Consider the following 13,884-nt stretch of genomic DNA (forward strand, 5'->3'; position numbering starts at 1 on the left):
AGGAAAACATTCCCGTCCTTTAAGAATACCACAAAAGAAGCCAACTGAGGATAACAAAATTGAAAGATTTCAAAGATTTTTCTTTTTCTTAAACAGTTGGTTTATTGCTCGGTTTCTCCTTTAGGATACATGTAGAAACGGCTCAATCCTTCTTCACGAATAAAGGTCTCTGCTACTTGGCGGACGTCGGCTAATTGAATGCTTTCAATGACTTCAATCTTATCAAACAGCGTGGTTTCCCCAAACAATGATTGTGAAAATTGGTTGGCGATATACTCTAAAGAGTTTAAGGATTGGAAATATTTACCAATCATTTTTTTCTTCAATAAGGACAAATTTTCTTCCGTTAATTCTGGACTTGTTGTGGCAGATAATAAAATAGCTTCAATTCGTTCTGCTAAGACTTCTGGTTGCTCACTATCGCCGCCAATATCCGCAAAATGGAAACTGCGATCTAAATTAAAGTCATAACTAAAACTATCATCTAACAAGCCTTCATCATAAAGAGCCAAATAGTTTTGAGAGGTATTACCAAACAATAATTGTAACAACAAATTCACGGTGACTTGATATTTCATTAAGTCACGACCCGTTGTTGGCACTTCATCTAAGCCTTTCAAGCCAACAAGCACTTTTGCCCGTGTGACTGCCATTTCAATGGCGCTCTCTTTGACAATGTCAGCAGCTGTTTCTTCAGGAAAATGCCGACGAATAGGTTGGGCGGCAGGAAACTCTTTCGCCGCTTGGTTTTCACGAATGAACGCCATTAACGCTTCGGGGTCCATTTTTCCTACCACGAATAAGGTCATATTACTTGGATGATAAAACGTATTGTAGCATGTATACAAATCTTCTGCGGTAATCTCCGCAATACTTGCCACTGTACCGGCAATATCAATGTGCAATGGATGTTTCGGATAAAGGTTGCCTAAAATCCCAAAGAACAAGCGCCAGTTAGGATCATCTAAATACATTTGAATTTCTTGTCCGATGATGCCTTTTTCTTTTTCGACCGTTTCCTTCGTGAAATACGGCGATTGCACAAAATCAAGCAACGTTTCTAGATTTTGTGTCACTTGATCCGTCGTTGAAAACAAATAACTCGTCTTCGTAAAACTGGTAAAGGCATTCGCTGAAGCCCCTTGTTGCCCAAATTTTTGGAAGACATCGCCATCTTCTTTTTCAAACATTTTATGTTCTAAAAAGTGGGCGATTCCGTCAGGTACTTCAATCATTTCCTCTTGACCAATTGGCACGAACGTATTGTCAATGGAACCATAATCGGTCGTAAACAAGCCATACGTTTTTTGGAAATCATTTTTCGGTAATAGGTAAACTTTTAACCCATTCGCCAGTGTTTCTGTATACAATGTTTCTTTAATTTGTGCATAGTCTTTTTTAATCATTTTCCGTTTCTCCTTCCAAAAAGAAGATCGCTTGAAGTTCCAAGCGTTTGGCCACTTCTTGGATTTCTGAAATAGTCACGGCATTGATCCGCGCAATCCATTCCTCCGCCGTCAGCATCGTCTGTGGCATTAATTGGTTCAAGTATTCTTTTTCCAGCCACGCGCCTGCATTATCTAACGCTAAGATATACTGATTTTTTAGCATTGCTTTCGTTTGTTCAATTTCTAATTCGCTAATCTTACCTAAGCGAATATTTTCCAATTCTGTCGAAATCAAACGCAAGACCTGATTCCGATTTTTGCCATCGATTCCTGTTTGAACCGTCATGAAGCCACGGAAGGTGTCGATACTACTAGAAGCATAATACGCTAAATGCTCTTTTTCACGGACATTCATAAATAATTTAGAATGCGGGAAACCGCCAAAAATCCCATTAAACACTTGCAACGCAAAATAATAGCTATCGCCATAATAAATATCCGTGTTGTAAGCCAAGTTTAATTTCGATTGGGCTAGCACCTCACGCTCGGTCCGCTCTTCAATCACGTTGCGAATCGGTTGATTGTAGAAAATCGCGGCTTTGCCTTCTTCACGAGGTGTAAACGGTAATTGCTTGAATAATGGCACTAACTCCGCCTCATTGACATCGCCTAAAACAAAAATATCCACTTGATCTTCCGCCAGCATTTTTTGATAATATGCCGCTAATGACGCCGCTGTTTCCTCAGCTAACGCCGCAACGGTCCCGAAACTAGGGATTTTTTGATCCTCCGATTGATTAAAATAGACACTTTGAAGCGCCAAAGAAGCATAGGTTTGCTTGTCCTCCACAATACTTTCCAAGTACGCTTTCAAGTTCTCTTTCTCCCGTTGGAAGGTTTCCGCCTCAAATTGGCCCGCTTGAATATTGGGGGCAAAAATAATTTCCTTCAAAAAGTCCACCGCTTCGGCGAGAACCTGACTATCCTGTAAATAATGATCATTGACAATGTTCATAGAAACATTAAACCAATGTTGATTGCCTTTTTTGGAAACGCCAATCCCAAAGCTGGCGCCGTAAAGCTCCGCCAAACGCTCACTTAACTTGACTTGATTCGGGTAATTCAAGCTGTTGGTTTCCATCAAACTGGACAACAGCGTTCTTTTTGTAATGGTTTCATGATTTAATCGTGTATTAAAGCGGACTAAAAGACGCACCGTTTTATATTTTTCTGTAGGAATGACGTGTAAATTCACGCCTTTAACTAATTGAACAGACATTGCCGCATCGCTCCTTCATTTGCTTCATCTTACCTAAAGAATGCTGTGAAATATATGTATCGCGTAAATTCTAAAGCATTTTTTAATGTTTTTTCCAATAGCTCCATTATAACACAGCTTCAGGTGCTTTCTGAATGATAAGAGTTTTTCAGTTCAAATTTTCAAGAAGATTCGGTATACTGTTTTTAAAGTGAGGAGGGAAAAAAGAATGATTAAAGAATTTAAAGAGTTTATCATGCGCGGGAGTGTCTTAGACCTAGCCGTCGGTGTTGTCATTGGTAGTGCGTTTACAGCGATTGTGACACAAGTGGTGGAAGGCTTGATTACCCCGTTAATTAGTCTGATTTTTGTCTTGACGACTGGGAAAAAGAGCGCCGACGATGCATTGGGTGCCCTTGTTTATAAAGTCGAAGGCGTTGAATTCAATATTGGTAGCGTGATTAGTGCACTTATTACATTTTTAATTACGGCCTTCGTCCTCTTCTTGATTGTCAAAGCGGCCAACAAAATGAAAAACCGTGGCAAAAAAGAAGAAGCGGCAGAAGAAGAAGTGGTACCAACGAGCGAAGATTACTTAAAAGAAATTCGCGACTTATTAGCGGCGCAAACACCGCCTGCTGAAACTGTCAAAACAGACAGCACTTTCACAGAGAAATAAGCAAAAAGTCATCCTAAGGGGATGACTTTTTTGTTTGGACTTACACAGATGGTCCTGCGACGAGGTTCCATGTGATACTGCCTGTGTAGGCCCCTGCTTTAATATTGTTGGCTGGTGTTGTGATGTTTAAAGCTGTATTAAACAGTGAAAATTGCCATAATCCTTGGCCTTGACCAGCTGCTGCGTTAGCCATTAATTGGGCTTCTCCATCTAAATCAAGGGTCCAATTTTGCGGAGCAGCCAGTTGTGGTCTGACTTCTGGCGTAGAGACTGCTGTCGTCAGAGCTACATAACTATTGCTTGTTGCCTCGTATTCCAAATCAAGTTGAGTAATCAGCGCCACTTTAATGTTGCCTTGTAAGCTTTCAGTGCCTAATTTCAGGCCATTAGATTGGGCCGTTAAATGCCAACCTTCTTTGCCGCCGCGTACGTCACCAACACCAATCATTTCTGTATGGCCGTTGATGGCTTCTGGGTCTCTTTGGTTAAGAATTGGTTTCGTTAAATCATCTGAAATTGATAATTTCCCAAAATTAAATTCGCGAGGAATAAACAGTAAATCGAAGTTACTGTTTGAGCCATTCGGGTCTGGGTCAACGGTATTGGCATCGCCGTTGCCATCTGGCAATGTTCCGCCTGCAAATTCTGCTGTGACTGGCGTATTCCCTGTCGTAGTCGCCTGTACCGAAAGTGGTGCTAAACTTGCGCCAACAACTGCGCTACCAACTAATAAACTTGTCATCATTTTCTTTTTCATTTGTGTTCTTCTCCTTTACGATTGAATGATTATTAGAGGGCAGACCAGCAGCAGTTACCAGCTGATGGTCCGTCCTCTGTTTTTTGTTGCTTGTGCTTAGATTGATGGTCCTGCGACGAGGTTCCATGTGATGTTTCCTGTGTAGGCACCTGCTTTGATGTCATTGGCTGGGGTTGTGATATTTAAAGAAGTATCAAACATTGTAAATTGCCACAAACCTTGTCCTTTCCCTACCGTGGCATTCGCAAGTAGCACAGCATCTCCACCTAAAGAAATTGAAAAAGTTGTTTCATTCACAATTTCAGGTTTGGTAACTGGGTCGGCAAGATTAGCAGCTTGAAAATCATATGTTTGAGTTTCCACATTATAGATTAATGGATATAAATTAATGTTACTAGTTGTAATACTGCCTTCTAAGCTCTCCTCACCGAGCTTCATACCAGTCGATTGAGCAGTCACATGCCATCCTTCTTTCGTTCCTCGTACATCGCCTACACCAACAGATTCCACATGCCCATTAAATCCTTCATCTCTTTTATTAAGAATCGGTTTGGTTAAATCATCAGAAATCGACAATTTTCCAAAATCATATTCTTTGGGAATAAACAATAAATCAAAGTTGCTATTTGGTTGAGTTGGATCTGGGACGACTGTATTTGGGACGCCGTTGCCATCTGGCAACGCGCCGCCTTCAAATGCTGCTGTGACTGGTGTATTCCCAGTGGTCACCGCCTGTGCTGAAAGAGATGCTAAACTTGCGCCAACCACTGCGCTACCAACTAATAAACTTGTCATCATTTTCTTTTTCATTTGTGTTCTTCTCCTTTACGATTGAATGATTATTAGAGGGCAGACCAGCAGCAGTTATCCGCTGATGGTCCGTCCTCTGTTCTTTTGTTGCTTGTGCTTAGATTGATGGTCCTACGACAAGGTTCCAAGTGATGTTACCTGTGTAGGCACCTGCTTTGATTTGTTGGTAAGGAGTTGTGACGTTTAACGATGTGTCTTTAAAAACACCTGACCAAGTTCCTTGCCCTGTACCAATAGAAGCTGTCATTAACGTAGTAGCTCCGCCACCAATCTTCATACTTGTTCCACTAAAGCTTGGTGCCGTTGAATCACTAGCAATATTAATTCCGTTTAAATTAGCTAATGAATCATATATTTTAGCCTCATCATTGTATACTGCATAATACGGTTTCAATCCAAAGCTAATTTCACCGTCAAGTTTATCTGTACCGTTACTCATTTCCACAATTTCACCTGTCACATGCCAGCCTTCTTTAGTACCACGAACGTCACCCACCATAACAGCTCTATATGCTGTTGAACTTTCCTTGATAGAAGACAAATCTTCTCCAATTTTTGACAGAGGAAAATTAAAACTTTTCGGAATGGTTAATAAATCAAAATCCTTATTTGATGTACTTGGATCTGGATCCATATTCCCGTCTCCATCCCCTAAACTATTATCATGGTCTGGCAGTACACCCCCACCAAACTCTACCTGCACTGGTGTATTCCCTGTCGTAGTCGCCTGTGCCGAAAGTGGTGCTAAACTAGCGCCAACGACTGCGCTACCAACTAATAAACTTGCCATCATTTTCTTTTTCATATTATGTACATCTCCTTTAACTGTTCTGAATTTCCAGAGCGCGTGGTTCTTTTTTTCTGCGCTTCCGAAGCTATAGCCTTATTATACAAGAATCTGCCCTCTTCGTAATTTTAAATATTTAACAGCCATTCGTAAAAATTAATGATTCCTTTAAAACCAAGCGTTTCTCTTGATTTCAAGCTTTAATTTCAGCACTTTTTGATATTTACAAATGTTATTTAATGATTTTTTCGTCAAATTCGTTTAAAAAACAAGGAGAAAACGTCAAAAAGTAAGAGTTGGACCTCTACTTTTTGACGTTTTCTCCTAAAATCTTATACATTTACCGGCGGTTCTTGCGAAAAAACCGTCAATTTTCATTTAATGACAGCCGTTTTTATATTTGTTCGTCACTAAGACTTACAATTTACGGCGACGGGCGAATTCCACAAATTTAAATTTGTTTAAGCGGTGACGGGATTCCGTATAACCAAAACAGCGGGTATCTTCCAAGTTCATAATACTGCGGACCACGACGACATGATTGCCTTCCACTTCACCAATCAGCTGCTTGTCCATCTCTGTGAGCGGTTCCACAGTAATTTCTTTCTGGGCGTAACTAATCGCCAAGCCAAGGTCGTTTTCCAGATAATCGAAAATCGAATCTTCGGCACGGTGCTTCGGCAGTTCTGGGACAATCTCTTTAATCAAGTAATCAATATCTAAAATATCGACTTCCCCTTCAATCTCCCGTTGCCGAACTAAGCGCCACACAGGGGCCCCTTCCGTCCAACCAGTCAACTGAGCCAAGTTGCGCTCCACAGGAATTTCTTCTAAGGAAACCACATGGGTATGACTTTCAATATGCTGCGTTTGTTGCAACTCCTTGTAACTGGTTACCCCTGAAATAGGAAAATTAAATTTTTTAAAGTTGAGCACAATCGAGCCTTTGCCTTGTTTTTTCTGAATGTAGCCAGCGTTAATCAGTAAATTCAAGGCTTTCCGAATTGTTTCACGGGAAACATTGTAAGTTTCCACTAATTGATTTTCACTAGGTAATAAATCGCCTGGCTGATAGTCGCCTTGGACAATTTGTTGTTCTAATTCTAAAAATATGTCATGAAACTTGTTCATGCCAATCCTCCTCTACCAACAATTTCTTTTCTAAAAGCATAGCATATTCCCTCCGAAAAACCTAGAGCTGGTCAGAAAAATCCCCCGCACTTTCTGCCTTGCTTACGCCACAAACTCCCCCAGCCAAACCACTGATTGACCGCCTTTTTTTCGGACCCAGCGCAGTCTGTTGCTGCCCCCTTCTGGAAAAGTTTTCCCAAGAATCTAGGGAAAATCCTTGTAATTCTGATTCGTTCATACTATACTGTAGTCAAACACAACATGTCTATACAAGTTTACAAGGAGGCGCCAAACATGACCATTTTAGAATTAACATTCGCAACGAACCAACTAACGACGACTTTTTTTAACCATAAATTGGAACCGCTTCACCAAAAAACATTCCCTTTTGAAGCCTTGACTATCGAAGAATCGGTTCCTGAACTGTGCCAATTGATTGTGGCAGAGGCTGCGCCGATTCTGGGGGGGATTGTGGCTGATTTCCCAGCGGACTTCTTTTCGCCAGAGGAAACGTTGGCGCTGGTTCCGCAAGCGGTGATTCAAGCATTCGCGGAACAGTTGAACACGCCACTTTTAACGGCAGCCGAACAAGCGGCGGCACCGAATCTGCTGGCAGCATTTGAAGAAAAACGGCAGTATCTGGCTTGGCATTTGGACTATTATGGCTACGTGCCTGGGAAAAATGAATATGCGGTGGAGTCCCTGTTAACTGTCGGCAATGGCTTTTTAGGCTTGCGCGGCACGACACCTGAGATGACGATTTCTGATGATCATTATCCAGCGACCTATATTGCGGGGCTTTATAATACAGCGGCTTCGGAAGTTGCGGGTCAAGTAGTGGAAAATGAAGATTTCGTCAATGCTCCTGACAACCAACACATCGCTTTAAAAATTGGCGATGCCACTGACTGGTTAACGATTTCCCCAGACACGCTACAACAATTACACCGTCAATTGAACTTGAAAACGGGGTTGTTTGTCGCAGAAATGATTTTGAAAGATGCGGACAATCAGCAAATTAAATTAACGACGAAAAAAATCGCCAATATGGCACAGCCGAATGACTATCATCTGCAATATACGTTTGAGCCGTTAAACTTTTCAGCCCCAATTACTTTGAAAACCGTCACGGATGGCAGTGTCTACAACTATAACGTGGCGCGGTATCGCAACTTAACAGCGAAACATTTTCAGGTGACAGCATTAAGCGCGCAGGAAAACAAAACCGTGATTGAGGTTTGTACCAATCAATCCAACTTGAGTGTCCGAGAAACGGCCTTGATAACCGGTGATTTTTTTGAAAAAGAAGCCATTATGATTCAAGAAGAAGCGGAAAAAATCGCCCAAGTGGTGACCGTGATGGCGCACCAAGGAACGCGCTATACGCTAGAAAAACAAGTCTTTGTGCAAGCCAGCCACGCCGAACAAAGTTGGCAAGTACCGTTTACGCCGAAGGACTCTTTTGCGGCCGCCGCTCAGGAAAGCGCCCGCGCTTGGCAAACTCTTTGGCAACAAGCCAACATTACCGTGACAGGCGATTTGATGTCTCAAAAACTTTTACGGATTCACAGTTATCACTTGCTGGCTTCGGCTTCGCCTTTTAGTAACCAAGCGCAAGCATTGGACGTCTCGATTACCGCCCGAGGCTTGCATGGTGAAGCGTATCGTGGACATATTTTCTGGGATGAAATTTTTATTTTACCTTTTTATATTCAACATTATCCTGACACAGCGAAACAATTGTTGCTGTATCGTTACCACCGATTAGAGAAAGCGAAGGAGAATGCGGCGGCCAGCCAGTATCGTGGCGCAATGTATCCGTGGCAATCAGGGCGTGATGGGCGTGAAACCACGCAAAAACTTCACTTAAATCCGTTGAATGGACATTGGGGCGAGGATCATAGTATTTTGCAACGGCATGTGTCCTTAGCGATTGCTTACAATGCTTGGTTGTATTGGCATAGTACACAGGATCATGAATTTATGAAACAATATGGCGGCGAAATGTTGTTAGAAATCGCTCAATTTTGGAACAGCGCTGCGACGTTAGATGACGCAACAGGACGGTTCTTTATTGATAAAGTGATGGGACCTGATGAGTTTCACGAGGGCTATCCAGACCAAGCGGAAAGCGGCTTGAAAAACAACGCCTATACGAATTTGATGGTGGTTTGGCTATTCGAAGAATTAACCAACATTTTGGCACTTTTCTCTGAGGAAGAACAGGCACAACTTTTTGCCAAAACGCAGACCACTTCGGATGATTTAGCCCGCATGCAGCAAATTCAAAATTCACTGGAAATTGAAGTTAATTCTGACGGTATTATTGCGCAATATGAAGGGTATTTCGGCTTAAAAGAAATTGACTGGGCGGCGATGAAAGAGAAATACGGCAATATTTACCGCATGGATCGAATTTTAAAAGCCGAAGGAGAATCTCCCGATGATTACAAAGTGGCGAAACAAGCCGATACGTTAATGTTGTTCTACAACTTAGACAAAACTCGGGTGGATCAAATTTTAGAAGATTTAGGGTATCAATTGCCTGCGGATTATTTGGAAAAAAATCTTTTGTATTATCTAAAACGGACGTCTCATGGTTCGACTTTGTCACGAATTGTTCATGCCCAATTGGCAGAAATGGCGCAATTCCATGAGCTATCTTGGCAACTTTATCAAGAAGCGTTGTATTCCGATTATCGTGACATTCAAGGTGGCACGACCGCTGAAGGGATTCATACAGGGGTCATGGCTGCGACGATCCACGTTACTTTAGCGACGTATGCAGGCGTTGACACGCGCCAGAACGAGTTATCAATTTGTCCAAACTTACCTGAACATTGGCAAGCGCTGACGTTCCAGTTTATTCATCAAGGCGTGACGTATCAATTTTCATTAACACAAACCAGTGTCACGATTACAGCAGATAGAGACACACAATTATTGGTTCAGGGCGCGTTGATTCCGTTAACCGCCGAACGACCAAAAGAAGTACATTATCAATAAAGGAGCGAACCACAATGACGATTGGATTTATTTTTGATTTGGATGGTGTCATTACAGACACCGCCAAATTTCATTATCAAGCTTGGAAAGCGTTGGCCGATTCGCTAGGTATCCCCATTGACGAAACCTTCAACGAAACATTAAAAGGCATTAGTCGGATGGATTCCTTGGACCGCATTTTAGCCCATGGCCACCGTGAAAATGCGTTTACTCCAGCAGAAAAAGAAGCCTTAGCTCAGCAAAAAAATGACCACTACGTTCAATTATTAGAACAATTAACAACAGAAGATGTTTTACCTGGTGTCGTGCCATTGCTACAGCAAACCCAAGCACGTCACATTCCCTGTGCCGTGGCTTCGGCTTCAAAAAACGCGCCTCTGATTTTGGAAAAATTAGGCGTGCGCGCGTACTTCGCCACAATTGTCGATCCCGACTCGTTAAGCAAAGGCAAACCTGATCCTGAAATCTTTTTAGCCGCCGCTGACAGTATTGGCGTGCTACCGCAAAACGCCATTGGCTTTGAGGATGCCCAATCAGGCATTGACGGCTTGAAAGCCGCGGGCATCTATGCCGTCGGCTTGTCGGCCAGCCAACCCTTAATCGGAGCCGACATGCAAGTTTCTGAAATGACTGAACTAAGCGTTGATGCACTGCTCAATCGCTAAAGAATGACAAGAACCTTTAGCAGCAGGCACCTCTTTTCATCTACATTGTATCTATGCTAGAATGTAGATGAAAAGAGAGAGATGCGTCAACATACCTCTCTAGTGTAGAGCCGTTTGAGACGGTGACCAATTTAGTTATAAAAAATAACCGTACCGGTCAAAGTAGACGGTTATTTTTTCTTGTCATTTTTAACAGCTTTTATAATTTCACGGATTAACGCTAAATTTATTCGTACTTTTCGGGAAAATGTGCTATAATGAAAACGAAAAGAGAGATATGCTTCAACATACCTCTCTGGTGTAGAGCCGTTTAAGACGGTGACCGATTTTGTTACAAAAAATAACCGTACTCGATCAAAGTAAACGGTTATTTTTTATTGTCATTTTTAAGCAATTTCACAATCAGCGCAATCAAAGCAATGGTAAACATACCAAACCCTAGGATCGTCTGAATTGTTTCATATGCTGACAACAGGCCTCTCCTTTCTGTAAATTTTGGAAGTACGCTCATACGCACCACCTCACTTTCAGATTAGATAGCCACCGTGTTAACTTCTCTACACTTAGATTATACCATGCAAAACTAAAAAATAATTAGTTTCAAATATATTTTTTTAGGGAAATGTGCTATAATGAAAACGAAAAGAGAGATATGCTTCAACATACCTCTCTGATGTAGAGCCGTTTAAGACGGTGACCGATTGTATTATTTAAAAATAACCGTACTGGTCAAAGTAGACGGTTATTTTTTATTGTCATTTTTAAGCAATTTCACAATCAGTGCAATCAAAGCAATGGTAAACATACCAAACCCTAGGATCGTCTGAATTGTTTCATATGCTGACAACAGGCCTCTCCTTTCTGTAAATTTTGGAAGTACGCTCATACGCACCACCTCACCGAAAGAGGAAAGTCTCTGCTCCTACGCTTCTCACTTTGTTGCGATGCTCGTCGCAAAGCGCATGTTCCTTTGCGCTTGCCTCCGCCTTAACTTCTCTACACTTATCGTATATCATGAATGCCTAATAAATATTCAGGTTACAATATTTTTTTAGATAAAATGATTTAGAGAAAAAACCGCCCACATCAGAAAAATGATGTGGGCGGTTTTTTGTAATTATTTATTTTTTGTTTCAAATAACGGACTAACTGGTTTGTTTTCGTGGATACGTTTAATCGCATCTCCGATTAATTCACCAACGCTGACTTCGTCAATTTTTGCAATTTTACGATCATCAGATAGGTATATAGAGTCTGTTACAACTAAGCGTTCAATTGCTGAATCTTCAATACGTTGTAAGGCTGGTCCTGATAAAACGGGATGTGTACAAGAAGCGTAAACGTCTTTTGCTCCGGCTTCTTTCAATGCGTTTGCAGCAAGAGAAATTGTCCCCGCTGTGTCAATCATGTCATCAATTAAGACACATGTTTTGCCTTCCACATGACCAATGATATTCATTACTTCTGCTACGTTCGCTTTTGGACGACGTTTGTCAATGATCGCAATTGGTGCTTTTAAGAATTCTGCCAATTTACGCGCACGCGTTACACCACCATGGTCAGGGGAAACAACAACGACGTCATCGCCTTGAATGCCGTGTTCGATGAAGTAATCGGCAATTAATGGTGCACCCATCAAATGATCCACTGGAATATCAAAGAATCCTTGAATTTGGACCGCATGTAAGTCCAATGTCAACATTCTTGTTGCACCAGCTTTTTCAATCATGTTTGCAACAAGTTTAGCAGTGATTGGTTCCCGGGCACGTGCTTTACGGTCTTGACGTGCATACCCATAATAAGGCATAACCACGTTAATTGTTTTAGCACTCGCACGTTTTAACGCATCAATCATGATTAATAGTTCCATTAAGTTATCGTTAACAGGGCTACTTGTTGATTGAATGACGTAAACATGTGCACCACGAATACTTTCTTCAATATTCACTTGAATTTCGCCATCACTAAATTGTGTTACAGAGCACTTTCCTAGCTCCACACCCACAGCATCCGCAATTTTTTCTGCTAAGGGACGATTAGAGTTCAAAGAAAAGATTTTCAATCTTGGATCAAAATAATGTTTCGACATTAGAACCTCCACTTTCTATTTCAGCCAATTCGTTAAAACTGAACAATACTTTCCTTCTAAAATAATAGTAGTCCTAGCCAAATAAATCAAGAGATTTTCTGTATTTCATACAAGATATTCATCAAAAGTCGCTTTCTTCTAACTATTTTATCGTATTTGTCTAAAAAATGAGGATTATTTGAATAAAGAAAGGTACTCGCCATAGCCTTCTTTTTCTAAATCTGCCACTGGCACAAATCTCAAAGCTGCCGCATTAATGCAATAACGTAAGCCACCTTCTTGGAGTGGGCCATCAGTGAAAACATGCCCTAAATGTGAATCCGCTTCTTGACTGCGAACTTCTACTCGGTGCATGCCGTGACTAAAATCAGCTTTTTCTTTGACGCCACGTTTTTCAATTGGTTTGGTAAAGGATGGCCAGCCGCAACCAGCATCGTATTTGTCCAAGGAGCTAAACAACGGTTCGCCACTAACAATGTCTACATAGATTCCGTCTTGGTAAAAGTTATCATATTCTCCTGAAAAAGGGCGTTCTGTTGCGTTTTCTTGTGTGACGGCATATTGAAGATCCGTCAAGGTTTGTTTTAATTCTTCTTCTGTTGGTTTTGTCATTCTGTCCACTCCTTTTCTTCTGTTCAATTTATTGGGTTCAATGATACCACGTTTGCCAAACAGGCACCTAATAGTTTGCATAGTAAAAGACAGTCCTTTCTTTTTTTGACGAATGAAAAGGACTGTCTTTTATTAGTTGAATTCTTTTAGTAGTCGGGCTACTTTGGCAATTGGTAAACCCATAATGGCGTAATAATCGCCAGCGATTGCTTCAATTAGTAATGCTCCTTGTCCTTGGATACCATAAGCGCCTGCTTTGTCGGCATATTCTGCGGTATCTAAGTAAGCATGGATTTCCGTGTCTGTCAGTGGATAAAACGTTACGGTTGAATGAACTGTCGCGGAGCGCTCTTTTTCCCCTTGTTTCAACGTCACACTTGTATACACGTCATGTGTTTTGCCACTTAGGAGGCGCAACATGCGATAACCGTCTTCCCGAGAAGTCGGTTTGCCGAGGATTTCTCCCGCCAATGCCACAATTGTATCGCAGCCAATGACTAGTGCTTCGGGGGATTGTTCTGCTATAGCCGCTGCTTTTTGGGCAGCCATTTGCGCCACATATTCTGCTGGTAAGCCGTCTTTACCAACAGTTTCATCGATATCGGCTGGTGCAATCGTAAAAGCTGGGACCACACGCTTTAATAACTCCTGACGGCGAGGAGATTGGGATGCTAAAATAATTTGCATAAATTGATGACGCCT

The 13,884-nt window shown here is 41.6% G+C and carries 14 protein-coding genes; 3 read left to right on the forward strand and 11 right to left on the reverse strand.

From position 1 onward, the window contains the following. Window positions 1-101: 101 nt before the first annotated feature. Both yfmH and yfmF read right to left on the reverse strand, forming a co-directional pair. Window positions 102-1,406, reverse strand: coding sequence for an EF-P 5-aminopentanol modification-associated protein YfmH (gene yfmH / locus IGJ03_RS11725; RefSeq protein WP_002380969.1), 1,305 nt, complete (start codon window positions 1,404-1,406; stop codon window positions 102-104). After that, the gene (gene yfmF, locus IGJ03_RS11730) at window positions 1,399-2,667 is read right to left on the reverse strand and encodes an EF-P 5-aminopentanol modification-associated protein YfmF (protein ID WP_174125971.1); all 1,269 of its coding nucleotides are present in this window, start codon (window positions 2,665-2,667) and stop codon (window positions 1,399-1,401) included. Before yfmF ends, yfmH begins: the two co-directional genes overlap by 8 nt. A 208-nt stretch (window positions 2,668-2,875) precedes the next feature. On the opposite strand from yfmF, the gene mscL reads away from it, so the two are divergent. After that, window positions 2,876-3,325, forward strand: coding sequence for a large conductance mechanosensitive channel protein MscL (gene mscL / locus IGJ03_RS11735; protein ID WP_002354883.1), 450 nt, complete (start codon window positions 2,876-2,878; stop codon window positions 3,323-3,325). Window positions 3,326-3,365: 40 nt separating this feature from the next. Here mscL and IGJ03_RS11740 read toward each other — a convergent pair whose 3' ends face one another. From IGJ03_RS11740 to treR, 4 genes are all read right to left on the reverse strand, one after another. Then, window positions 3,366-4,082 carry a WxL domain-containing protein gene (locus IGJ03_RS11740; RefSeq protein ID WP_010824262.1) on the reverse strand — a complete coding sequence of 239 codons (717 nt, stop codon included), beginning with the start codon at window positions 4,080-4,082 and terminating at the stop codon, window positions 3,366-3,368. 96 nt (window positions 4,083-4,178) lie between these two features. Beyond that, window positions 4,179-4,892 carry a WxL domain-containing protein gene (locus IGJ03_RS11745; RefSeq protein ID WP_438711150.1) on the reverse strand — a complete coding sequence of 238 codons (714 nt, stop codon included), beginning with the start codon at window positions 4,890-4,892 and terminating at the stop codon, window positions 4,179-4,181. 97 nt (window positions 4,893-4,989) lie between these two features. Beyond that, window positions 4,990-5,697: a WxL domain-containing protein gene (locus IGJ03_RS11750; protein WP_010824264.1), complete on the reverse strand. Its 708-nt coding sequence runs from the start codon at window positions 5,695-5,697 to the stop codon at window positions 4,990-4,992. A gap of 399 nt (window positions 5,698-6,096) precedes the next feature. Continuing rightward, entirely contained in the window at window positions 6,097-6,810 is a 714-nt protein-coding gene (gene treR, locus IGJ03_RS11755; RefSeq protein ID WP_002354877.1) for a trehalose operon repressor, read from the reverse strand. Between the two features lie 261 nt (window positions 6,811-7,071). On the opposite strand from treR, the gene IGJ03_RS11760 reads away from it, so the two are divergent. Together IGJ03_RS11760 and pgmB are read left to right on the forward strand one after the other, a co-directional pair. Next, window positions 7,072-9,816: a glycoside hydrolase family 65 protein gene (locus IGJ03_RS11760; protein WP_375804779.1), complete on the forward strand. Its 2,745-nt coding sequence runs from the start codon at window positions 7,072-7,074 to the stop codon at window positions 9,814-9,816. A gap of 14 nt (window positions 9,817-9,830) precedes the next feature. Beyond that, window positions 9,831-10,481, forward strand: coding sequence for a beta-phosphoglucomutase (pgmB, locus tag IGJ03_RS11765; protein WP_375804780.1), 651 nt, complete (start codon window positions 9,831-9,833; stop codon window positions 10,479-10,481). A 367-nt stretch (window positions 10,482-10,848) separates the two neighbouring features. Here the strand turns inward: pgmB and pepG1 (IGJ03_RS11770) are convergent, their stop codons facing one another. From pepG1 (IGJ03_RS11770) to IGJ03_RS11790, 5 genes are all read right to left on the reverse strand, one after another. Next, window positions 10,849-10,992 (reverse strand): type I toxin-antitoxin system toxin PepG1, encoded by a 144-nt coding sequence (gene pepG1, locus IGJ03_RS11770; protein ID WP_002392696.1) that lies wholly within the window; start codon window positions 10,990-10,992, stop codon window positions 10,849-10,851. A 231-nt stretch (window positions 10,993-11,223) separates the two neighbouring features. Then, window positions 11,224-11,367: a type I toxin-antitoxin system toxin PepG1 gene (gene pepG1 / locus IGJ03_RS11775; RefSeq protein WP_002392696.1), complete on the reverse strand. Its 144-nt coding sequence runs from the start codon at window positions 11,365-11,367 to the stop codon at window positions 11,224-11,226. 231 nt (window positions 11,368-11,598) lie between these two features. After that, window positions 11,599-12,570: a ribose-phosphate diphosphokinase gene (locus IGJ03_RS11780; protein ID WP_002381060.1), complete on the reverse strand. Its 972-nt coding sequence runs from the start codon at window positions 12,568-12,570 to the stop codon at window positions 11,599-11,601. A gap of 174 nt (window positions 12,571-12,744) precedes the next feature. Further along, on the reverse strand, window positions 12,745-13,182 hold the full coding sequence (gene msrB / locus IGJ03_RS11785) for a peptide-methionine (R)-S-oxide reductase MsrB (RefSeq protein ID WP_375804781.1): 438 nt from the start codon (window positions 13,180-13,182) through the stop codon (window positions 12,745-12,747). Window positions 13,183-13,314: 132 nt separating this feature from the next. Beyond that, window positions 13,315-13,869 (reverse strand): Maf family protein, encoded by a 555-nt coding sequence (locus tag IGJ03_RS11790; RefSeq protein WP_002378827.1) that lies wholly within the window; start codon window positions 13,867-13,869, stop codon window positions 13,315-13,317. Between the last annotated feature and the right edge of the window lie 15 nt (window positions 13,870-13,884).

It is taken from the genome of Enterococcus sp. DIV1315a, from assembly GCF_051712325.1.
In the GTDB taxonomy this organism is placed as follows: domain Bacteria; phylum Bacillota; class Bacilli; order Lactobacillales; family Enterococcaceae; genus Enterococcus; species Enterococcus faecalis.

Coding starts and splice junctions, on each gene's coding strand:
- yfmH (WP_002380969.1), bottom strand. CDS start 1,406: ATGATTAAAAAAGACTATGCACAAATTAAAGAAACATTGTATACAGAA.
- yfmF (WP_174125971.1), bottom strand. CDS start 2,667: ATGTCTGTTCAATTAGTTAAAGGCGTGAATTTACACGTCATTCCTACA.
- mscL (WP_002354883.1), top strand. CDS start 2,876: ATGATTAAAGAATTTAAAGAGTTTATCATGCGCGGGAGTGTCTTAGAC.
- IGJ03_RS11740 (WP_010824262.1), bottom strand. CDS start 4,082: ATGAAAAAGAAAATGATGACAAGTTTATTAGTTGGTAGCGCAGTTGTT.
- IGJ03_RS11745 (WP_438711150.1), bottom strand. CDS start 4,892: ATGAAAAAGAAAATGATGACAAGTTTATTAGTTGGTAGCGCAGTGGTT.
- IGJ03_RS11750 (WP_010824264.1), bottom strand. CDS start 5,697: ATGAAAAAGAAAATGATGGCAAGTTTATTAGTTGGTAGCGCAGTCGTT.
- treR (WP_002354877.1), bottom strand. CDS start 6,810: ATGAACAAGTTTCATGACATATTTTTAGAATTAGAACAACAAATTGTC.
- IGJ03_RS11760 (WP_375804779.1), top strand. CDS start 7,072: ATGTCTATACAAGTTTACAAGGAGGCGCCAAACATGACCATTTTAGAA.
- pgmB (WP_375804780.1), top strand. CDS start 9,831: ATGACGATTGGATTTATTTTTGATTTGGATGGTGTCATTACAGACACC.
- pepG1 (WP_002392696.1), bottom strand. CDS start 10,992: ATGAGCGTACTTCCAAAATTTACAGAAAGGAGAGGCCTGTTGTCAGCA.
- pepG1 (WP_002392696.1), bottom strand. CDS start 11,367: ATGAGCGTACTTCCAAAATTTACAGAAAGGAGAGGCCTGTTGTCAGCA.
- IGJ03_RS11780 (WP_002381060.1), bottom strand. CDS start 12,570: ATGTCGAAACATTATTTTGATCCAAGATTGAAAATCTTTTCTTTGAAC.
- msrB (WP_375804781.1), bottom strand. CDS start 13,182: ATGACAAAACCAACAGAAGAAGAATTAAAACAAACCTTGACGGATCTT.
- IGJ03_RS11790 (WP_002378827.1), bottom strand. CDS start 13,869: ATGCAAATTATTTTAGCATCCCAATCTCCTCGCCGTCAGGAGTTATTA.